This is a genomic window from Streptomyces sp. SudanB25_2051, assembly GCF_964272635.1.
GTDB lineage: Bacteria > Actinomycetota > Actinomycetes > Streptomycetales > Streptomycetaceae > Streptomyces.
On the sequence record NZ_OZ186787.1, the window covers coordinates 4,157,966 to 4,178,062 of the forward strand.

General features: G+C 73.3%; 19 protein-coding genes. 14 read left to right on the forward strand and 5 right to left on the reverse strand.

Features of this window, described 5'->3' with window-relative positions:
* Positions 1-107 precede the first annotated feature (107 nt).
* The 5 genes from ACSUPT_RS18800 (at position 108) to ACSUPT_RS18820 (ending at position 6,130) form a co-directional block, all read left to right on the forward strand.
* Entirely contained in the window at positions 108-1,415 is a 1,308-nt protein-coding gene (locus tag ACSUPT_RS18800) for a DUF6716 putative glycosyltransferase (protein WP_361654825.1), read from the forward strand.
* Complete coding sequence (locus tag ACSUPT_RS18805; RefSeq protein ID WP_436945041.1) at positions 1,412-2,755, forward strand: cytidylyltransferase domain-containing protein; 1,344 nt, start codon at positions 1,412-1,414, stop codon at positions 2,753-2,755. The genes ACSUPT_RS18800 and ACSUPT_RS18805 overlap by 4 nt, the downstream gene beginning before the upstream one ends.
* A 2-nt stretch (positions 2,756-2,757) precedes the next feature.
* Positions 2,758-3,648 (forward strand): N-acetylneuraminate synthase family protein, encoded by an 891-nt coding sequence (locus ACSUPT_RS18810; protein ID WP_361654831.1) that lies wholly within the window; start codon positions 2,758-2,760, stop codon positions 3,646-3,648.
* Entirely contained in the window at positions 3,645-4,724 is a 1,080-nt protein-coding gene (locus ACSUPT_RS18815; RefSeq protein ID WP_365725673.1) for a hypothetical protein, read from the forward strand. Before ACSUPT_RS18810 ends, ACSUPT_RS18815 begins: the two co-directional genes overlap by 4 nt.
* 182 nt (positions 4,725-4,906) lie before the next feature.
* Positions 4,907-6,130, forward strand: a complete 1,224-nt coding sequence (locus tag ACSUPT_RS18820; RefSeq protein WP_351963544.1) for a M20 family metallopeptidase — start codon at positions 4,907-4,909, stop codon at positions 6,128-6,130.
* A gap of 39 nt (positions 6,131-6,169) precedes the next feature.
* On the opposite strand, the gene ACSUPT_RS18825 is transcribed toward ACSUPT_RS18820, so the two are convergent.
* Complete coding sequence (locus ACSUPT_RS18825) at positions 6,170-6,319, reverse strand: hypothetical protein (protein ID WP_436945043.1); 150 nt, start codon at positions 6,317-6,319, stop codon at positions 6,170-6,172.
* A gap of 206 nt (positions 6,320-6,525) precedes the next feature.
* On the reverse strand, positions 6,526-7,257 hold the full coding sequence (locus ACSUPT_RS18830; RefSeq protein ID WP_436946237.1) for a GNAT family N-acetyltransferase: 732 nt from the start codon (positions 7,255-7,257) through the stop codon (positions 6,526-6,528).
* A gap of 483 nt (positions 7,258-7,740) precedes the next feature.
* Between ACSUPT_RS18830 and ACSUPT_RS18835 the strand changes: the two genes are divergently transcribed.
* From ACSUPT_RS18835 to ACSUPT_RS18865, 7 genes are all read left to right on the forward strand, one after another.
* Complete coding sequence (locus ACSUPT_RS18835; RefSeq protein WP_351963452.1) at positions 7,741-8,790, forward strand: BMP family lipoprotein; 1,050 nt, start codon at positions 7,741-7,743, stop codon at positions 8,788-8,790.
* Between the two features lie 292 nt (positions 8,791-9,082).
* The gene (locus ACSUPT_RS18840) at positions 9,083-10,624 is read left to right on the forward strand and encodes an ABC transporter ATP-binding protein (RefSeq protein ID WP_351963453.1); all 1,542 of its coding nucleotides are present in this window, start codon (positions 9,083-9,085) and stop codon (positions 10,622-10,624) included.
* A complete protein-coding gene (locus ACSUPT_RS18845; RefSeq protein ID WP_351963454.1) occupies positions 10,621-11,730 on the forward strand; it encodes an ABC transporter permease in 1,110 nt (369 codons plus the stop codon). The genes ACSUPT_RS18840 and ACSUPT_RS18845 overlap by 4 nt, the downstream gene beginning before the upstream one ends.
* Positions 11,727-12,998, forward strand: a complete 1,272-nt coding sequence (locus ACSUPT_RS18850) for an ABC transporter permease (RefSeq protein WP_351963455.1) — start codon at positions 11,727-11,729, stop codon at positions 12,996-12,998. The genes ACSUPT_RS18845 and ACSUPT_RS18850 overlap by 4 nt, the downstream gene beginning before the upstream one ends.
* Positions 12,995-13,399 carry a cytidine deaminase gene (locus tag ACSUPT_RS18855; protein ID WP_351963456.1) on the forward strand — a complete coding sequence of 135 codons (405 nt, stop codon included), beginning with the start codon at positions 12,995-12,997 and terminating at the stop codon, positions 13,397-13,399. Before ACSUPT_RS18850 ends, ACSUPT_RS18855 begins: the two co-directional genes overlap by 4 nt.
* Before the next feature lie 202 nt (positions 13,400-13,601).
* Positions 13,602-14,879: a thymidine phosphorylase gene (locus ACSUPT_RS18860; protein ID WP_351963457.1), complete on the forward strand. Its 1,278-nt coding sequence runs from the start codon at positions 13,602-13,604 to the stop codon at positions 14,877-14,879.
* A 100-nt stretch (positions 14,880-14,979) separates the two neighbouring features.
* On the forward strand, positions 14,980-15,330 hold the full coding sequence (locus ACSUPT_RS18865; protein WP_351963458.1) for an STAS domain-containing protein: 351 nt from the start codon (positions 14,980-14,982) through the stop codon (positions 15,328-15,330).
* Here the strand turns inward: ACSUPT_RS18865 and ACSUPT_RS18870 are convergent.
* The 3 genes from ACSUPT_RS18870 to ACSUPT_RS18880 form a co-directional block, all read right to left on the reverse strand.
* Positions 15,263-16,228 (reverse strand): sigma-70 family RNA polymerase sigma factor, encoded by a 966-nt coding sequence (locus ACSUPT_RS18870; RefSeq protein ID WP_361654845.1) that lies wholly within the window; start codon positions 16,226-16,228, stop codon positions 15,263-15,265. The two genes, ACSUPT_RS18865 and ACSUPT_RS18870, sit on opposite strands and share 68 nt — an antisense overlap.
* A 95-nt stretch (positions 16,229-16,323) precedes the next feature.
* A complete protein-coding gene (locus ACSUPT_RS18875; protein ID WP_351963546.1) occupies positions 16,324-16,974 on the reverse strand; it encodes a L,D-transpeptidase family protein in 651 nt (216 codons plus the stop codon).
* A 233-nt stretch (positions 16,975-17,207) separates the two neighbouring features.
* A complete protein-coding gene (locus ACSUPT_RS18880) occupies positions 17,208-18,521 on the reverse strand; it encodes an MFS transporter (protein ID WP_436945045.1) in 1,314 nt (437 codons plus the stop codon).
* 63 nt (positions 18,522-18,584) lie between these two features.
* Here ACSUPT_RS18880 and ACSUPT_RS18885 point away from each other — a divergent pair, with 63 nt between their 5' ends.
* Together ACSUPT_RS18885 and ACSUPT_RS18890 are read left to right on the forward strand one after the other, a co-directional pair.
* A complete protein-coding gene (locus ACSUPT_RS18885; RefSeq protein ID WP_351963461.1) occupies positions 18,585-19,547 on the forward strand; it encodes a LysR family transcriptional regulator in 963 nt (320 codons plus the stop codon).
* Between the two features lie 130 nt (positions 19,548-19,677).
* Complete coding sequence (locus ACSUPT_RS18890; RefSeq protein ID WP_361654853.1) at positions 19,678-20,091, forward strand: hypothetical protein; 414 nt, start codon at positions 19,678-19,680, stop codon at positions 20,089-20,091.
* Positions 20,092-20,097: the final 6 nt, after the last annotated feature.

Here is a 20,097-nt window from a genome sequence, read left to right on the forward strand (position 1 = left end):
GAACACTGGGCGGCGCGCCGCTGAACCCGGTGTCCGCCGGACTCTGTTCACCGTTTGTTGCGGTCGAGTTGGGCCGCGTACCGAAATGCATTCCTAACGTCCTCGGCGTGCCTTCGCCCACACCTCGGATCGCCGTGCTGGCGGATTCCGACACCCGCTGGAAATGGGGCGCGCTCACCGCGCGCCGGATCGCCCCGCCCGCACCGGGAGCCCCCGACATCACCGGCTACGCGCTGCGCGGCCGGGCCACCCCGACCGCCCGGCAGCTCGCCGAGGCCGGGCTCGGCACGCCCCGCGAGGTGACGGGCGCCGAGTTCCTCCGGGCCGTACGGGACGAGGCGTACGACGTGGTCGTCCTCGCCCTCGTCGGCGGCACCGTGCAGGCGCTGCTCCACGGGCTGGCCGCGCGGGCCGGGGCCCGCCGCCCGGTCGTCGTCACCGGCTATGTGGGCGTCGTCTACGAGAAGCTCGCCGACGGGCTGCTGCTGCGGCACGGCGCCGACGTGGTGCTGGCCAACTCCCCGTACGACGCGCGCCGGTTCCGGGCCGTGTACGAGGGCGTGGGCGCGGACCCGTCGGCCGTGGTGGAGGCCCGGCTGCCGTTCCTCGGCGGCGCCCCGCACCGGCCCGTGCCGGGGCGGCACACCGTCGTCTTCGCCGCGCAGCCGTCCGTACCCGCGGCGCGCGCCGACCGGCTGTACCTGCTGCGCCGGCTGGCCGGGCACGCGCGGCTGCACCCGGAGCGCGAGGTGCTGCTGAAGCTGCGCTCCAGGCCGGGCGAGCACACCACGCACATCGAGGAGCTCCCGTACCAGAAGCTCGCCCGCGCCCTGCCCCTGCCGCCCAACCTGCGCCTGGTGTACGGGCACATGGGCGCCGTCCTGGACCGTACGGACCTGCTGGTCACCGTCTCGTCGACGGCCGCGCTGGAGGCCCTGCACCGGGGCGTGCCGACGGCGGTGCTCACCGACCTGGGCGTGCGCGAGGCGCTCGGCAACCACCACTTCATCGGCTCCGGGCTGCTCACCTCCTGGGACCGCCTGGACGCCGGCGAGGAGCCGGTACCGGACGGGGCGTGGCTCGCCGACCAGGGCGTCGACCCCGCGGGCGCCCCGCACGCGGGCGGGGACGCCGCCTTCGCGCAGGCCCGGCGGCGGGTGGCCGAGCTGCTGGAGCGCGGCTCCCTGCCGCCCATCGCGCCGTACTACACGCGGACCTCCGCCCCCGGCTACCTCCCCGGCATCCTGGCCCGCCACCGCCTGGACGAGGCCGACGCGACGGCGCCGCCCGGCGGGCGCGGGGCGCGCGGGGTGCGCCGGGTGCTGCGCGACGCGGCGCGCGGGGCGGCGAGGGGCGCGTACCGGCACGGCGTCCAGCACGTGGCGCCCGTCATCCGCCGCCTGGGGGAGCTGTGAGCGCCCCGCGCACCGTACTGGCGGTGATCCCGGCCCGGGGCGGCTCCAAGGGCGTCCCCGGCAAGAACCTCGCCCCGGTGGGCGGCGTCCCCCTGGTCGCCCGCGCCGTCCGGGCGTGCCGGGCCGCGCGCCGCGTGACGCACGTCGCGGTGTCGACGGACGACCCGGACATCGCGGCGGTCGCCGCGGGCGCCGGGGCCGAGGTGGTCCACCGCCCGGCCGCCCTGGCCGACGACACGGCCACCAGCGAGGCGGCCCTGCTGCACGCCCTGGACGTCCACGAGGCCCGGCACGGCCGCCCCGCCGACGTGGTGCTCCTGGTCCAGTGCACCAGCCCGTTCCTCACGCCCGGCGACGTGGACGGCGTCGCGGCGGAGGTCCTCGACGGCGGCGCCGACACGGCCCTGACGGCCGCCCCGACGCACGGCTTCCTCTGGCGCCACACCCTCCCGGCCCCGCACACGTCCCCGGCCGCGCCCGCCGCCGGGCCGTCGTACGCCGCCCGGCCCGCGCCCGCCCTCCAGGCCCCGCACGCCGCCCCCGCCCCGCACGCCGAGGGCGTCAACCACGACAAGGCCCACCGCCCCCGCCGCCAGGAGCGGACGCCCGAGTACCTGGAGACGGGCGCCGCGTACGCCATGGACGCCGCCGGCCTCCGCGCCCACGGGCACCGGTTCTTCGGCCGCACCGCCCTCGTCCCGACCGACCCGGCCCGCGTCCTGGAGATCGACGACCCCCACGACCTCGCCCGCGCCCGCGCGCTGGCGCCGCTGCTCGACCCGCCGGACCTGCCGACCCGCGCCGACGTGGACGCCGTGGTCCTGGACTTCGACGGCACCCAGACCGACGACCGGGTCCTGATCGACGCCGACGGCCGCGAACTGGTCGCCGTCCACCGGGGCGACGGCCTCGGCGTGGCCGCGCTGCGCCGCGCCGGGCTGCACCTGCTGATCCTCTCCACCGAGAAGAACCCGGTCGTCGCCGCACGCGCCCGCAAGCTCCACGTGCCGGTGCTGCACGGCGTCGACCGCAAGGACGCCGCCCTCAAGCACTGGTGCGAGGAGTACGGCGTCGACCCGCAGCGGGTCCTCTACGCCGGCAACGACGTCAACGACCTGCCCTGCCTCGCCCTCGTCGGCTGGCCCGTCGCGGTGGCCGACGCCCACGCCGCCGTACGGGCCGCCGCCCGCGCCGTCACGACCACGCGCGGCGGCGCGGGAGCCGTACGCGAGATCGCCGCCTGGCTCCTCGGCCCGGACCTGAGCCCCACCACACCCCGTACCCCCGGCCCCACCACACCCCGCACCGGCCCCACCCACCGCATCCCGCGAGGAAAGTGACCATGAACGACCTGCGCACGCGCACCCTCGGCACCCGCCCCGTCGGCCCCGGCCACCCCGTCTACGTCACCGGCGAGATCGGCATCAACCACAACGGCGACCTCGACAAGGCCCTCGCGCTCGTCGACGCGGCCGCCGACGCGGGCTGCGACGCCGTGAAGTTCCAGAAGCGCACCCCCGAGATCTGCACCCCCCGCGACCAGTGGGACATCGAGCGCGACACCCCCTGGGGCCGGATGACGTACATCGACTACCGGCACCGCGTCGAGTTCGGCGAGACCGAGTACCGCGCCATCGACGAGCACTGCCGGGCGCGCGGCATCGCCTGGTTCGCCTCCCCGTGGGACACCGAGGCCGTCGCGTTCCTGGAGAAGTTCGACGTACCGGCCCACAAGATCGCCTCCGCGTCCCTGACCGACGACGAGCTGCTGCGCGCCGTCCGCGCCACCGGCCGCACGGTCGTCCTCTCCACCGGCATGTCCACGCCCAAGCAGATCCGGCACGCCGTCGAGGTCCTGGGCTCCGACAACATCCTGCTCTGCCACGCCACCTCCACCTACCCGGCGAAGGCCGAGGAGCTGAACCTCCGCGTCATCGAGTCCCTGCGCCGCGACTACCCGAACATCCCCATCGGCTACAGCGGCCACGAGACCGGCCTGCAGACCACCCTCGCCGCCGTCGCGCTGGGCGCCGTCTTCGTGGAGCGCCACATCACCCTCGACCGCGCGATGTGGGGCTCCGACCAGGCCGCCTCCGTCGAACCGCAGGGCCTCACCCGTCTCGTACGCGACATCCGCACCATCGAGACCGCGCTCGGCGACGGCGTGAAGCGGGTGTACGACTCCGAGCTCGCGCCCATGAAGAAGCTCCGCAGGGTGTTGGCCCCGGCATGAACCGCCGCCCCCGCGACCCCGCGCACCCCGCCCCGGTCGTCGCCCTGGCCGAAAGCCCCGTCCAGGTCCTGAACGTCCTGGAGTGGCGGCACGCGCGCCCCGAGGACGACGGCGGCGACCCCCTGACCCTCGTCGTCCTGCCGCCGACCGACCCCATGTCGCGCGGCCAGCTGCGCCGCATGGCCGCCATGGCCCGCGACGAGGGCGTCACCGTCCGCTGGCAGGAGGCGCGGGGCGCCACCGCGCGGCGCGGCGGCCCGGTCCGCACCCTCCGCGACCTCGCGCCCCTGCTGCGAGGCGCCCACCGGGTCGTGGTGGGCGACCCGTTCTCGCGGTACGTGCAGCTGCTGCTCGGGGTGTTCCCGCCGCGCCGCGTGACCGTCGTCGACGACGGCACGGCCACCATGGAGTACGCCGCCCAGCTGGCGCGCGGCGAGCGCCTCGTGCGCTGGCACCGGCGCGGCAGCCGGGACCCGCGCGAACTGGCCCTCGCGCCGGTCACCGCCCTGGCCCGCCGCCGGCTGGCACCCGGCAGGCGCCGCACCGTCGAGGTCTTCACCGCCCTGCCCGTCGAGGCGCCCGAGGGTACGGTGGTGAGCGGGAACCGTTTCGGCTGGACCCGCGCCCGGTTCGGGCCGCCCCGGCTCACCGCGGGCGCGGACCTGGTCGGCACGTCCCTGGTGGAGACCGGCGTGGTCGACCCCGACCGGTACGTGGAGGCGGTCGCCGCCCTCGCCTCGGCGCACGGCGTGACCCGCTACTTCGCGCACCGCCGGGAGAGCGTGACGAAGCTGCACCGCATCGCCACCACGACCGGTCTGGAGATCGTCCGCCCGGAGCTGCCGCTGGAGCTGATCGCGCGACGCGGCCCGATCGGCCGCACGGTGCTCAGCTTCCCGTCCACCGTCGTGCACACCCTCCCGGCGGCCCTCGCCGGAACGGGCGTGACGATCACGGTCTGCGACGTGGCCCCCGAGTGGCTTCGGGCCACGGCCCCGCCCCGGGCGCGCGGCTTCCTCGCGGCGGTGACCGAGACGGCCCGCACCGCGCACGGACTGTCGCTGACCGGAACGTAAACGATTGTTAACCGAGTGTCCCGACGAAGATCGATCAAGCCTCGAAACGCGTGAGCTTACCCACTGCGGAACCCCCTCAAGCCCACTCGGCCGGGTTTCTTTCCCCGAACGGGCGGAAGTTTTGTAGATCACACGTAAGTTGAAGGGTAAAGCCGCCTACCCTGTGATGGGTGAACACGTTGATGTCCCGCGAGACCGAAGCCGACGTTCCCGACGAAACGCCCCTCCTCGGCACGCTGCCGGAGTCACTCCGCGCCGAGCTGATCGCCTTCCGCCGGGATTTGCACATGCACCCCGAGCTCGGCAACCAGGAGTTTCGCACCACGGCCGCCCTCAAGGCCCGGCTGGAGGCCGCCGGTCTCCACCCGCGGGTCCTCCCCGGCGGCACGGGACTCACCTGCGACATCGGCACCTGGGACGGCCACCGCCCCATGCTCGCCCTGCGCGCGGACATCGACGCCCTGCCCATCCCGGACACCAAGGTCGACTGCCCGTACCGCTCGACGGTCCCGGACCGGGCGCACGCCTGCGGGCACGACGTCCACACGACCACCGTCCTCGGCGCCGGGCTCGTCCTCGCGGACCTGCACCGCCAGGGCCTCCTGCCGCGACCCGTACGGCTCCTCTTCCAGCCCGCCGAGGAGGTCCTGCCCGGCGGCGCGGTCGACGCCATCGAGGCCGGCGTCCTGGACGGCGTCGGACGGATCATCGCCGTCCACTGCGACCCGCGCGTCGACGCCGGCAAGATCGGCCTGCGCGTCGGCCCCATCACCTCGGCCTGCGACCGCCTGGAGGTCACCCTCGACGGCCCCGGCGGCCACACGGCGCGCCCGCACCTGACCACCGACATGGTCACCGCGGCCGCCCGCGTCGCCACGGACGTCCCGGCGCTCCTCGCCCGCCGCATCGACGCCCGCTCCGGCCTGGTCCTCACCTGGGGCCGCATCGAGTCCGGCCACGCCCCGAACGTCATCCCGCAGCACGCCGAACTGGGCGGCACCGTCCGCTGCCTGGACATCGACGCCTGGCGCGGCGCACCCGACCAGGTGTACGCGGCGATCGACGAGGTCGCGACCCTGCACGGCGCGAAGACCCAGATCGACTACGTGCGCGGCGTGCCGCCGGTGGTCAACGACCCGGTGATCACCGAGCTCCTCCGCGAGGCCATGGAGCGCCGCCGGGGCCCGTACTCGGTGGAGGACACCGAGCAGTCCCTGGGCGGCGAGGACTTCTCCTGGTACCTGGAGCACGTCCCCGGCGCGATGGCCCGCCTCGGCGTCCGCCGCCCCACCGACACCACCCACCTGGACCTCCACCGGGGCAACTTCGACGTGGACGAGTCCGCGATCAAGGTGGGCGTCGAGCTCTTCACCGCGGCGGCCCTGATCGACGCGGGCGCCGCGTAACCCGGAAGAGCGGGGCCCACCCGGGCCCCGCTCTTCCGGTCAGGCGACGGGGTGCCGCGTGAGCGGCCGCTCCCGCCGGGTCTCCGCGAGCCGGTACGCGCGGATTCCGGCCCTCAGCCTCTCCATGTCGGCCTGCTTCTCCTCAGCCGACCGAACCGGCAGCCCCGCGGCCTCCCGGCGCGCGCGCATGGCGCGCTTCGTCTCCTCCAGCCGACGGTGCTCATGCGTACCCCCTGGTGTCGATTTCGGCGAGGCGTTGCCGGTAGCGCTGTACGACACCGACATCCCACTCGCTGGGAAGCGCTACCCGGTTTCCGGCCTCGCCGCCCGCGACCGGCGGCACTGCTCGTCGCACCGGGTCGAAGGCGGACAGGACGCGGGCCCCGCTCCACGCCTCAGCGGTGCCGCATCCAGATGTTCGGCTCCTGGTACACGCCCTCGTCGGCCGACCGGTCGATCCGCAGCAGGGAGAGCCCGTCGGGGATGACGTACGCGCCGGACTCGGGGAACGCGAGCCCCGTCCACCGCTCCCACTCGGCGACCGTGCCCGTCATGGTCTGCGACGCGGGGGCCGCGCACAGGATGTCCGCGCCGAGCCGCTGGTGGGTCCTGACCCATGGGTCGAGCGCCGACCCGTCGGGGCGGCTCCACCGCATGAAGCTCTCGATCGGCGTCAGCGGGTACCGCGCCTTCGTCGTCGGCCGCACCGGCGCGACGACCCGTTCGAGCCCGGCCTCGCCCGCCTCGTCCCGCAAGGCCGTGAGGACCTGCCCGGCGAGCCCGCGCCCCTTCAGCGACGGGGTGACGACCGCGCCGCAGATGACCAGCGTGTCGGCCCGCAGACCCCGCTCACGGCCTTCCACGGCCCGTACGAGCGCGTCGGTGTACCCGCCCGGCAGCGTCTTTGGCCGCCCGTCCCAATGGACCGGCACGCCCCACCCGGACGCGACGGGGGCGCCCCGCTCGTCCACGAGCGTCAGATCCAGCTCCCCGAACCACTCCCGGACCCGGCCGATGTACTTCTTCACCAGCCGGTCAGCCGAAATGAACTCGGGGAACCCCTCACTGAACAACTCCGCCAACTGCTCCCCGGTCCACTCACCCTCACCGGTCCGCACCACGCGCATAGTCACCGCGTGATCATCACACGCCCGCCCCGCGGACCGGAGGGGAAGCCCCGCGAACTCCCGCTGCCCGCGCAGGGCGGGCTTCGCTCGCCGCCGCACCCGCGCACCCCGCCCCGGCCGACGTACTTACTCGCGCACGCACCCCCACCCGCGTATGCCGCCTTCGCGCCCCGCACCACCGCGGCACCCCCGCGCGCCGCACCCGCCTCCCACCCCTCACCCCTTGGCCGAAACCGTGTTGCTCCGGTAGGGCGGAACCCTCACCCACCCCCCGCACGTCGCGTCGACAACCCGTGGTCGGCGGGACACGCTGGGTGACCCCGTACCCGGTGGAGGCTGCCGGAAGGGGGCTGGTGGGCGGCCTGTTCGCGACGAATCGATAACGGCTTCCGTACAGGGCTTTATCTGACATCTACGCGCGTTACGATCGCCCGCGAAACCAGCGCCGGAAGAGGCGCTTCGGTCAGGTCGAAGGAGCCCCCCTTGCGCCGGATCACCAGGATCGCCACCGCGGGTATCGCGTCCGCGGCGCTCGCGCTCAGCGTCACCGCCTGTGGAGGTGACAAGAAGTCGGACGCCGGTTCCGACTCGAAGGACGGCAAGGCCGCCATCGCGTACGACATCGGCGGCCGCGGCGACCAGTCGTTCAACGACGCCGCCTACGCCGGCCTGTCGAAGGCCGAGAAGGAGTTCGGCATCTCCGGCACGGAGGCCGAGCCCAGCGAGGGTGAGGGTGACCCGGACAAGGTCCAGCGCCTCACCTCGCTCGCGCGCGCCGGCAACAACCCGGTCATCGGCGTCGGCTTCGCGTACGCCCCGGCCATCGCCGAGGTCGCCCCGAAGTTCCCGAACACCACGTTCGGTCTGATCGACGACACGTCGAAGACCGGCAAGAACATCGCCAACCTGGTCTTCAACGAGGAGCAGGGCTCCTACCTGGCCGGCGTCGCCGCCGCCAAGGTGACCAAGTCGAACACCGTCGGCTTCATCGGCGGCGTGGAGACTCCGCTGATCAAGAAGTTCGAGGCGGGCTTCGTCCAGGGCGTCAAGGACACCAACAAGAACGTCAACGTCAAGGTCCAGTACCTGACGCAGCCGCCGGACTTCGGTGGCTTCTCCAAGCCCGACCTGGGCAAGGCCGCCGCGCAGGGCCAGATCGACGCGGGCGCCGACGTGATCTACGCCGCCGCCGGCCTCGCGGGCTCCGGCTCCATCGAGGCCGCCGCCAAGGCCAAGAAGTGGGCCATCGGCGTCGACTCGGACCAGTACAACCAGTCCGGTCTCGCCGCGTACAAGGAGTACATCCTCACCTCGGTGACCAAGGACGTCTCCGGCGCGGTCTACAACCTGATCAAGTCGGTCAAGGACGGCAAGCCGCAGAGCGGTGAGGTCCGCTACGGCCTCGACGCCAACGGCGTGGGCCTGGCCACCTCCAACCCGGCCTTCACCAAGATGACCGAGGTCACCGCCGCGGTCGACAAGGCCAAGGCGGACATCGCGTCCGGCAAGGTCAAGGTCAAGACCGCTCCGTAACGGTCACGGGCCAGGACTCGGCCCAGGGGTCCGGAAGGACGGTGTCCACCGCCTTCCGGACCCCGGGTCACGTCCTGGCCATGGGTTTTGGCATTAAGGATCGCTACGCGCGTAGAACCTTCTCCGGCGCGATAACTTCGGCCACCGAAGAGTCCCTCGGCCACCGAAGACGACAAACGACCAGCCACGAAGTCCCACCGTGCCCAGCGTGCCCCGCCCGTCCCCCCGCCCCGCTTCTTCGCTCCTTTCTCGCCAAGGAGAGTGCGTCATCAACGCGTCCAGCCCCCCCGCCGTGGAACTGCGCGGCATCACCAAGCGCTTCCCCGGCGTCGTCGCCAACCACGACATCGACATCACCATCCGCAAGGGCACCGTCCACGCCCTGGTCGGTGAGAACGGTGCCGGCAAGTCGACCCTGATGAAGATCCTCTACGGCATGCAGAAGCCGGACGAGGGCACCATCACCATCGACGGCAAGCAGGTCTCCTTCCACAGCCCCGCCGACGCCATCGCCACCGGCATCGGCATGGTCCACCAGCACTTCATGCTGGCGGACAACCTGACGGTGCTGGAGAACGTCGTCCTCGGCAGCGAGAAGCTGTACGGCATCGGCTCCCGCGCCCGCGACAAGATCAAGGAGATCTCCGACGCGTACGGGCTGAACATCCGCCCCGACGCGCTCGTCGAGCACCTCGGCGTCGCCGACCGCCAGCGCGTGGAGATCCTCAAGGTCCTCTACCGCGGCGCTCGCACGCTCATCCTGGACGAGCCCACCGCGGTCCTCGTCCCGCAGGAGGTCGACGCGCTCTTCGACAACCTGCGCGAGCTCAAGGCCGAGGGCCTCACCGTCATCTTCATCTCCCACAAGCTGGGCGAGGTGCTGTCCGTCGCCGACGACATCACCGTCATCCGGCGCGGTACGACGGTGGGCACGGCCGACCCGAAGACCACCACCCCCAAGCAGCTCGCCGAGCTGATGGTCGGCAGCGAGCTCCCCTCGCCCGAGACCCGCGAGTCCACGGTCACCGATGTGCCGATGCTGCAGGTCCAGGACCTGCGCCTGGCGCAGACCGACCCGGACGGCGTGGTCCGCGAGGTGCTCGGCGGCATCACGTTCACCATCCACAAGGGCGAGGTCCTCGGCATCGCCGGTGTGGAGGGCAACGGCCAGACCGAGCTGATCGAGGCCCTGATCGGCATGCGCGTCCCGGACGGCGGCGTGATCACCCTCGACGGCACGGACATCTCCCGCGCCCCCACCCGCAAGCGGCGCGAGGGCGGCATCGGCTACATCCCCGAGGACCGCCACCGGCACGGCCTGCTGCTGGAGTCCCCGCTCTGGGAGAACCGCATCCTCGGCCACGTCACCGAGGCGCCCAACAGCAGGCGCGGCGTCCTCGACCCCAAGGCGGCCCGCCAGGACACGGAGCGGATCGTGCGCGAGTACGACGTCCGCACCCCCGGCATCGAGGTCACCGCGGCGTCCCTCTCCGGCGGCAACCAGCAGAAGCTGATCGTCGGCCGCGAGATGAGCCACAACCCGAAGTTCCTGATCGCCGCCCACCCCACCCGCGGTGTGGACGTCGGCGCGCAGGCGCAGATCTGGGACCAGATCCGGGAGGCCCGCCGCGAGGGCCTCGCCGTACTGCTGATCTCCGCCGACCTGGACGAGCTGATCGGGCTCTCCGACACCCTGCGGGTGATGTACCGGGGCCGTCTCGTCGCGGACGCCGACCCCGCCACGATCACCCCCGAGGAGCTGGGCTCGGCCATGACGGGCGCCGCCACCGGTCACCTCGAGCACAACAACGACGCGGACGGTGAGGGCCGATGAAGAAGTTCGACAAGGACAAGGTGCTGCTGGGCATCGCGGGCCCGGCGCTCGCCCTGGCCGTGGCCTTCGTCCTGACCACACTCGTGCTGCTCGCGTCGGGCCGTGACCCGATCGAGCCGTACGTCCTGATGATGGAGACCGTCGAGTTCCCCGACGTCCAGGTCCTCATCATCAACCAGACCGGCGCCTACTACCTGGCGGCCCTCGCCGTCGCCGTGGGCTTCCGGATGAACCTGTTCAACATCGGCGTGGACGGCCAGTACCGCCTCGCGGCGATGCTCGCCGCCGTCGTCGGCGCGTCCGTCGAGCTGCCCGGCCCGCTGCACGTCCTGCTGATCGTGCTCGTCGCGGTCCTCGTCGGTGCCTTCTGGGCCGGTATCGCCGGCTTCCTGAAGACCACCCGCGGCGTCAGCGAGGTCGTCTCCACGATCATGCTGAACGCCATCGCGACCAGCCTGATCGCCTGGATGATCCTGCCCGCCAACCTCGGCGAGCAGCTGAAGGGCTCCAACGACCTCACCACCGGCGAGATCCCCGAGTCCGGCTGGATGACCGGCCTCGCCGTCGAGGGCGGCAACATCTACGGCTTCACCCTCGTCGCGTTCGCGCTCGGTGTCGTCTACTGGTTCGTCCTCAACCGCACCCGGTTCGGCTTCGACCTGCGCGCCACCGGCGCCAGCGAGTCCGCCGCCCAGGCCAGCGGCGTCGACGCCAAGAAGATGGTCCTCACCGCCATGCTGATCTCCGGCGGTGTCGCGGGCCTCACCGGCCTGCCCCTGCTGCTCGGCCAGACCCACACCTACAGCCTGAGCTTCCCCACGGGCGTCGGCTTCATGGGCATCACCGTCGCCCTGCTCGGCCGCAACAACCCGATCGGGATCTTCTTCGCCGCGCTGCTCATGTCCTTCCTGGAGAAGGCCTCGGGTTCGGTCATCGCGCCGAACTTCGAGAAGGAGATCGCCATGATCATGCAGGGCCTGATCGTGATCGCGGTGGTCGTGTCGTACGAGCTCGTCCGGCAGTACGGGCTCCGCCGGCAGCAGCAGAAGGTGGGCGAGGAGCTCGCCGCCCAGGCCCGCAAGAACAAGGAGGACGTGGCGGCATGAGCGAGTCCACGAGCACGGTTACCCCCGCGGCCACCGCGCCGCGGAAGGGCGGCGGGCGCCGCAGGATGTCCCTGCCCGTCATCCTGCTGATCATCGCGGGCGGTCTCGCGCTGTTCTCGCTGGTCCGCGTCATCAGCGGCGCCGACGACCTGACGTCGGTCGGCCAGGTGTCCGGCGCGCTCCAGCTGGCCGTGCCGATCGGCCTCGCGGGCCTCGGCGGCCTGTGGGCCGAGCGGGCCGGCGTGGTCAACATCGGCCTCGAGGGCATGATGATCCTCGGCACCTGGTTCGGCGCCTGGGCGGGCTACCAGTGGGGCCCGTGGACCGGCGTCCTGGTCGGTCTGCTCGGCGGCGCGCTCGGCGGCCTGCTCCACGCGGTCATGACGGTCACGTTCAACGTCAACCACATCGTGTCCGGCGTGGCGATCAACATCCTCGCCGTGGGCGCCACCCGCTACCTGTCGAACTTCACGTTCGCCGAGGCGCCCGGGGGCTCCTCCAAGCAGTCCCCGCGCGTCGAGGCCATCGACCGCATCACGGTTCCGGGGCTCTCCGACTGGCTGGCCGAACTCCAGGCGAAGCACTGGTTCTTCGTGTCCGACCTCGCCGGCGTCCTCGGCGGCCTGGTCACCAACCTGTCGCTGCTGACCGTCCTGGCGCTGCTGCTGATCCCGGCCACCTGGTGGATCCTGTGGCGCACCGCCTTCGGCCTGCGGCTGCGCTCCTGCGGTGAGAACCCGATCGCCGCCGAGTCGCTGGGCGTCAACGTCTACAAGTACAAGTACATCGCCGTCCTCGTCTCCGGCGCCCTCGCGGGCCTCGGCGGCGCGTTCCTCGCGATCGTGTCGACCGGCATCTACCAGGAGGGCCAGACCGGCGGCCGGGGCTTCATCGGCCTCGCCGCGATGATCTTCGGCAACTGGATGCCGGGCGGCCTCGCCCTCGGCGCGGGCCTGTTCGGCTTCACCGACAGCCTCAAGCTGCGCGGCGGCGCCGAGAACGTCCACGCCATGCTGCTCCTGCTGGCGATCCTGCTGGTCATCGCGGTCGTGTGGACGCTGTACAAGAAGAAGTACGTGGCCGCCGCCGTCTCGGCCGTCGCCTCCGCCGTGCTGTTCGCCTGGTACGCCATGACGGACTCGCTGCCCAGCCAGTTCGTCGACGCCGCGCCGTACGTGACGACGCTGCTGGTGCTGGCCCTGTCGGCGCAGCGGCTGCGGATGCCGAAGGCGGACGGCATGCCGTACAAGAGGGGCCAGGGCAAGTGACCGGCGCCCCCGGGCAGCCCTTCGACTGGGACGCCCTGTACGCCGCGGCGCGGGACGCCATGTCCCACGCGTACGCGCCGTACTCGGGCTACCCGGTCGGGGCGGCGGCCACCGTGGACGACGGCCGGGTCGTGACCGGCTGCAACGTGGAGAACGCCTCGTACGGCATCGGCCTGTGCGCCGAGTGCGGGCTCGTCTCCCAGCTCCAGGCCACGGGCGGCGGCCGGCTCACGCACTTCGTGTGCGTGGACGGCCGCGGCGAGACGCTCGTGCCCTGCGGGCGCTGCCGGCAGCTGCTGTTCGAGTTCGGCGGCGGCGAGCTGCTGCTGGACACCCCGGACGGCGTACGGACGCTGGACGAGATGCTGCCGCAGGCCTTCGGCCCCAAGCACCTCGCCTAGCCGTACCGCGACCCGGCCGCTCGACGGCCGGACGCGGCCCCACTGGGCCCGTCCGGCCATCCGGCCGGGGCCGCCGCACCGGCCCCGGCCCCCGGCGGACGCGGCACCCTCCCCTGTCGAGAGGCGGGGGAGGGCCGCGCCGCCCACCCTCTCTATGCGCGTAGACACTCCGCGGCAGCCCGCTGGAAGGAACACTGATCCCATGGACGCGATTTCCGTCATCCGCACGAAGCGGGACCGGGGCGAACTGACCCCGGAGCAGATCGACTGGGTCATCGACGCGTACACGCGCGGCGAGGTCGCCGACGAGCAGATGTCCGCGCTCGCGATGGCGATCCTGCTCAACGGCATGAACCGGGCGGAGATCGCCCGCTGGACCGCCGCGATGATCGCCTCGGGCGAGCGCATGGACTTCTCCTCGCTCTCCCGCCCCACCGCCGACAAGCACTCCACCGGCGGCGTCGGCGACAAGATCACGCTGCCGCTCGCCCCGCTGGTCGCCGCGTGCGGCGCCGCCGTGCCGCAGCTCAGCGGCCGGGGCCTCGGCCACACCGGCGGCACCCTCGACAAGCTGGAGTCCATCCCCGGCTGGCGGGCGCTGCTCTCCAACGAGGAGATGCTCCACGTCCTCGACACCACCGGCGCCGTCATCTGCGCCGCGGGCGACGGCCTCGCCCCCGCCGACAAGAAGCTGTACGCGCTGCGCGATGTGACCGGCACGGTCGAGGCGATCCCGCTGATCGCCTCCTCGATCATGTCGAAGAAGATCGCCGAGGGCACCGGCTCGCTCGTCCTGGACGTGAAGGTCGGCTCCGGCGCCTTCATGAAGAACATCGAGGACGCCCGCGAGCTGGCCTCCACCATGGTCGGCCTCGGCACCGACCACGGCGTCCGCACGGTCGCCCTGCTCACCGACATGTCGACCCCGCTCGGCCTGACCGCGGGCAACGCCCTGGAGGTCCGCGAGTCCGTCGAGGTCCTCGCCGGCGGCGGCCCCGCCGACGTGGTGGAGCTGACCATCGCGCTCGCCCGCGAGATGCTCGACGCCGCCGGCCTGAAGGACGCCGACCCGGCGAAGGCCCTCGCGGACGGCTCCGCGATGGACGTGTGGCGCCGCATGATCGCCGCGCAGGGCGGCGACCCGGACGCCGCGCTGCCGGTCGCGCGCGAGCAGCACGTCGTCACCGCCCCCGAGTCGGGCGTCCTGACCCGCCTCGACGCGTACGGCGTGGGCGTCGCCGCCTGGCGCCTCGGCGCGGGCCGCGCCCGCAAGGAGGACCCGGTGCAGGCCGGCGCCGGTGTGGAACTGCACGCCAAGCCGGGTGACGCGGTCACGGCCGGGCAGCCGCTGATGACGCTCCACACGGACACGCCGGAGAAGTTCGCGTACGCGCTGAAGTCCCTGGAGGGCGCCTGGGACATCGCCCCGGCGGGCACGGCGTTCACCCCGCAGCCGATCGTCCTCGACCGCATCGCCTGACCCGTCGCAGTCCAGGGAGACCCTGGGGACGCCTGCCCACGGCGGTTGTCACCCCCGTCGCGGCCGATTAGTTCCGGGCGCGGCGGGGGTCTTCGTCTGTGTGGAGGACACCGAACCGATCGTTCTGCGGGTCGGCGGGCTGGTCGAGCCCGCCGACGCCGCACGCCTGTGCGGCGAGCTGACCGCGCTGCTCGACGGCGCCCCGCCGGGCGCGCCCGCCGCCGTGGACGCGGACGCCCTGATACGGCCCGGTCTCGCCGCCGTCGACGCGCTCGCCCGGCTGCACCTGACCGCCCGCCGCCTGGGCCACCCCCTGACCGTGCGGAACGCGGGGCCCGACCTGCGGGCGCTGCTGGCGCTGGTCGGGCTCGCGGACCGGCTGCTCAGCCCTCCAGGCGCTCCGGGAGGTCGAACAGCGGGAACCAGCGCTTCACGTCCAGGAACGACGTGATCCCGGAGACCTTGCCGTCCTCGATCTCGATGACCATGAGCGCCCACGGGCTGAAGCCGCCCTCGGGGTCCGGGTGGTAGTGGGCGAACGCCGGCGTGCCGTTCGCCACGGTCGGCACCAGGCGCGAGCCCCGGCAGACCTCGCCGACGCCCAGCATCCAGCCCACGATGTCGTCGTGGCCGCGCAGCCACAGGTCGAAGGGCGGCATGGAGAGCGTGGCGTCCTCGTGGAGCAGCGCCGTCAGCGCCGCCATGTCGTACGCCTCGAACGCCGCCACGTACCGGTTCAGCAGGTCCCGCTGCTCCTCGTCCAGCGGATTCGCCGCGTCCGTCTTCGCCGGCTCCGACGCCGCCAGGGTCGCGCGGGCCCGCTGGAGGGCGCTGTTCACCGAGGCGACGGAGGTCTCCAGCAGTTCGGCGACCTCGCTCGCCTTCCAGGCCAGCACCTCCCGCAGGATCAGCACGGCCCGCTGCTTGGCCGGCAGGTGCTGGAGGGCGGCGACGAACGCCAGGCGCACCGACTCGCGGGCCAGCGCGGCCTCCGCCGGGTCGGAGGTCTGCGGCAGCACCCGCCCGTCGGGCACCGGCTCCAGCCAGGTGACCTCGGGGCGGGCGGTGAGCTGCGCCTGCGCGACGGGCGTCGGCGCCGTCAGGTCCATGGGGCGGGCGCGGCGGTTGCCGGCGTTCAGCGCGTCCATGCAGACGTTCGTCGCGATCCGGTAGAGCCAGGAGCGCAGCGAGGAGCGGCCCTCGAAGCGGTCGATGGCCCGCCAGGCGCGCACCATCGTGTCCTGTACGGCGTCCTCCGCCTCGAAGGCGGAACCGAGCATCCGGTAGCAGTAGCCGGTCAGCTCCGTCCGGTACTCCTCCAGCCGGTCCTCGAGACCTTCCGGAGCCATCACGTCCGCCATCGCGTCCACCCCTGTCGCGCTGTGACTGCCTTCTCCTGAGGAAGCTACCGGAGGGCACTGACAACGCGGGCCGGAACGGCCCGTCAGGTGCCGGGCTTGCGCCCGTAGACGAACACGTCGTCGCCGTTCCTCAGCATGTTCCAGTATGCCTTCGCGTCGTTCGGGCGCATGTTCACGCAGCCCCCGGAACCCGGCGGGTTGTACATGGACTTGTTCGTCGCGTGGAACGCCTGCCCGCCGTCGAAGAACTGCGAGTGCGGCATCCACACCTTGTAGATCGTCGACCAGTGGTTGAGGCTGCGGTGATAGATCTTCTTCGCGCCGGTGCGGGTCTCCGCGCCGTCGCGGCCGGTGCGGACCGGCACCGGCCCGTACACGAGCTTCCTGCCGTCCTGGATCCAGCTGAGCTGCCGGGTCAGGTCGACGCAGGCGATGCGGCCCTTGTTGACCGGGCAGGCACCCGCCTTGTTCGGGTTCTTCCCGGCGGCCCGCTGCTTGAGGATCGTGTCCATCGTGCGCCAGGTCAGCGGCCCGGCGTAGCCGGCGGCCGGCGTGATGCCGTGCGCCTGCTGGAAGGAGCGGATCGCCTTGCAGTCCGCCGTGGACTGCTTGCCGTCGACCGGCCGGCCGAGGAACTTCTCCACCTGCTTCTGGTACGGCCCGGTCTGCGCCGTGCACGACGCGGCCGCCTGCGCGGTGCCCGCGCCGACCGCCATCGTCAGCGGCACCACCATGCCGGTCACACCCAGCGCGACGCCGGTGCGCCGCCGCCATGCCCCGCCCTTGAACCCCATGCCCCTGTTCCCCTCCCGCGTACGCCGCGCTGTGGTCGTCCCGTAGGACGTTCAGGGCAGCGGGCCGGTTACGTCAAGAGCCGACTCTTTTCCGTTATCGAGGGCGTACCGGGAGCAGAAGGGGCGGTACGGCGCACGACGGGCGCGTCCACCGGCGTGCACCGGCCCGTCCGTCAGCGGGGGCCGCCCGCCGCCACGACCAGCGTCCGCCGCCCCTGCCCGGCGCGGCCCCCGTCCCGCTCCCGCGCCCGCCGCTCGTCGACGCGCGCCCGGTGCGTGCCGTACAGGGTGAGCGAGACGACGCCCAGCACCGCGGCCAGGCCCAGCAGGACCGTGCCCGCCCAGCCGCCCGCGTGGTACGCGACCGCGCCGAGCGTGCCGCCCGCGCTGCTGCCCAGGTAGTACGCCGACTGGTACAGCGCCGACGCCTGCGCCCGGCCGGTCGTCGCCGCGCGGCTCACCGACGACGAGGCGACCGCGTGGCCGGCGAAGAACCCGGCCGTGATGAGCACCAGGCCCGCGAGCACCCCGGCCAGCGAACCGGACAGCGACACCAGCAGCCCCGCCGCGGTGGTCGCCACCGCCAGGTACAGCGCCCCGCGCCGCCCCATGCGCCCGACCAGCCGCCCGGCCGCCGCCGACGAGGCCGTACCGACCAGGTACACCAGGAACACCGACCCGACGACGCCCTGCGGCAGCGAGAACGGCGCCTCCACCAGCCGGTAGCCGATCACCGTGTACACCGCGCCGAAGACCGTCATGAACAGCGCGCCGATCGCGTACAGCCGCAGCAGCAACGGGTCCGACAGGTGCCCGCGCACCGTCCGCCCGATCGCGCGCGGGTCCAGCGGCGACGGCGTGAAGTGCCGCGCGGCCGGCAGCAGCAGCCGGTACGCGACCGCGCACACGACCGCCAGCAGCCCCACGGCGGCGAGTCCCGCCCGCCACCCCCACAGCTGCGCCGCCCAGCCGGTGACGATCCGTCCGCTCATCCCGCCGACGCTGTTGCCCGCGACGAACAGCCCGATCGCGCCGACCAGCGCCTTCGGCCGGACCTCCTCCGCCAGGTACGCCATCGCCGACGCGGGCACACCGGCGAGCGCGGCGCCCTGCACGGCGCGCAGCACGACGAGCCACTCCAGGCTCGGCGCGAACGGCACCAGCAGGCCCACGGCGGAGGCCGTCACCAGCGAGCCGGTCATCATGGCCCGCCGGCCCAGCCGCTCCGAGAGGGCGCTCAGCGGCAGTACGCACAGCGCGAGCGCGCCGGTCGCGGCGGAGACGGTCCAGCTGGCGGCCGAAGCGGTCACGCCGAAGTCGGCGGAGACGGCGGGCAGCAGGGCCTGGGTCGAGTAGAGGAGGGCGAACGTCGCGACGCCGGCGGCGAAGAGGGCGAGGCTCATGCGGCGGTGGCCGGGGCGTCCGGGGGCGAGGCGCGTGTCGGCGTCCACGGCTGCCGTGGACGCCTTGGTACTGGCGGGAGACATGCCTCGACCGTACGGAGGGGCCGGATCATGCGTCCAATGCATGGAACGGCTTTAATCGTTCCCATGGTGCATGAGTACAGGTCGCAGCCTCGGCTGTCACTGAACAGTAACGAAGAAGAAATGGGCCTGCTGCTCGCTCCTCGCCTGGCGTACTTCGCGGCGGTGGCCCGCCACGAGCACGTGACGCGCGCCGCGCACGAGACGGGCGTCCCGCAGTCCACGCTGTCGCGGGCCGTGGCACGCCTGGAGGACGACCTCGGGGTCACCCTGTTCGCCCGCAAGGGCCGCGCCCTGGCACTGACCCCTGCGGGCCGCACGTTCCTGCTGGCCGTCGAGCGGGCGCTCGGCGAGGTGGAGCGGGCCGCCGAGGCGGTGCGCGCCGACGTGGACCCGACGGCCGGACGCGTCGCGTTCGGGTTTCTGCACACCATGGGCTCGGAGACCGTGCCCGCGCTGCTGCGGGCGTTCCGCGTCGACCATCCGAAGGTCCGCTTCACGCTCGTCCAGAACTACGGCGAGGCCATGATCGAGCGGCTGCGGGCGGGCGAGCTGGACCTGTGCCTGACCTCGCCGGTGCCCGACGCCCCGGACCTGGTCGGGCGGCGCCTGGACGAGCAGCGGCTGCGGCTGGTCGTGCCGGACGACCACCGGCTGGCGGGCCGCAAGCGGATCCGGCTCGCGGAGGCGGCCGACGAGGCGTTCGTGACCCTGGAGCCGGGGTACGGGCTGCGCCGCATCACCGACGACCTGTGCGCCGAGGCGGGCTTCCGGCCGCGCGTCGCGTTCGAGGGCGAGGAGGCCGAGACGCTGCGGGGCCTGGTCGCCGCGGGCCTCGGCGTCGCCCTGCTGCCGCCGCCCGCCGTGCCCCGGCCGGGCGTGGTGGAGCTGACGGTGACCGCGCCGCGCGCGGTACGGGAGATCGGCGTCGCCTGGCAGGCGGGCCGCCCCGACACACCCCCGGTCGCGGCGTTCAAGAAGTTCCTGCTGTCCCGCCGCGGCCGCCTCCTGGGCGTCGCCGAACAGTAGCCGCGCCCGCCACGCGCCCCGTACACCCGCCCGGCCCCCGCGCCGCGCGCCCGATGTTCCGCGCACCCGGCGCGCCCACCGCGCGAGGGGGCGGCGGCATCGGTCGGCGCGGTCCGGGTACCCGGCGGACATGACCAGCAACGACGACCAGCACCCCGTACGACGGGACAGCACCGGGCCGCACGGCGCACAGGAGCGGGACACCGGGCGCCGCCCGGTCGACCAGCGCGCCGGCCACGAGGCGGAGGCCGCCGAGGCGGCGCGCCGCGCCGAGGAGGAACGCGCCGGGTCCCGGCCCTTCAGCTATCCGCACGGCGAGCGCCGCGCCGGCGTCCGCGCCACTCGGCACGTCACCCGCGAGGAGGCCGACGCGGACAGCGTGCCCGGCATCCCCGGCGGGTACGGCACCACCGGCGGCGGACAGCCCGGCGGCAGCCCCGGCATCAACCCGGACCGCGAGGGCACCATCGACCCGTCCGAGTACGCCGACACCATCGCCGGGGGAGAGCCCGACCCGCGCCGCCGCCGCGACGACGACCGGTGACCGCCA

Bases quoted from the DNA above. Each gene is read 5' to 3' on its own strand.
- ACSUPT_RS18815 (WP_365725673.1), top strand. From the start codon at position 3,645: ATGAACCGCCGCCCCCGCGACCCCGCGCACCCCGCCCCGGTCGTCGCC.
- ACSUPT_RS18845 (WP_351963454.1), top strand. From the start codon at position 10,621: ATGAAGAAGTTCGACAAGGACAAGGTGCTGCTGGGCATCGCGGGCCCG.
- ACSUPT_RS18870 (WP_361654845.1), bottom strand. From the start codon at position 16,228: ATGGCTCCGGAAGGTCTCGAGGACCGGCTGGAGGAGTACCGGACGGAG.
- ACSUPT_RS18885 (WP_351963461.1), top strand. From the start codon at position 18,585: ATGGTGCATGAGTACAGGTCGCAGCCTCGGCTGTCACTGAACAGTAAC.
- ACSUPT_RS18860 (WP_351963457.1), top strand. From the start codon at position 13,602: ATGGACGCGATTTCCGTCATCCGCACGAAGCGGGACCGGGGCGAACTG.
- ACSUPT_RS18875 (WP_351963546.1), bottom strand. From the start codon at position 16,974: ATGGTGGTGCCGCTGACGATGGCGGTCGGCGCGGGCACCGCGCAGGCG.
- ACSUPT_RS18820 (WP_351963544.1), top strand. From the start codon at position 4,907: ATGTCCCGCGAGACCGAAGCCGACGTTCCCGACGAAACGCCCCTCCTC.
- ACSUPT_RS18830 (WP_436946237.1), bottom strand. From the start codon at position 7,257: ATGCGCGTGGTGCGGACCGGTGAGGGTGAGTGGACCGGGGAGCAGTTG.
- ACSUPT_RS18890 (WP_361654853.1), top strand. From the start codon at position 19,678: ATGACCAGCAACGACGACCAGCACCCCGTACGACGGGACAGCACCGGG.
- ACSUPT_RS18810 (WP_361654831.1), top strand. From the start codon at position 2,758: ATGAACGACCTGCGCACGCGCACCCTCGGCACCCGCCCCGTCGGCCCC.
- ACSUPT_RS18880 (WP_436945045.1), bottom strand. From the start codon at position 18,521: ATGTCTCCCGCCAGTACCAAGGCGTCCACGGCAGCCGTGGACGCCGAC.
- ACSUPT_RS18825 (WP_436945043.1), bottom strand. From the start codon at position 6,319: ATGCGCGCGCGCCGGGAGGCCGCGGGGCTGCCGGTTCGGTCGGCTGAG.
- ACSUPT_RS18850 (WP_351963455.1), top strand. From the start codon at position 11,727: ATGAGCGAGTCCACGAGCACGGTTACCCCCGCGGCCACCGCGCCGCGG.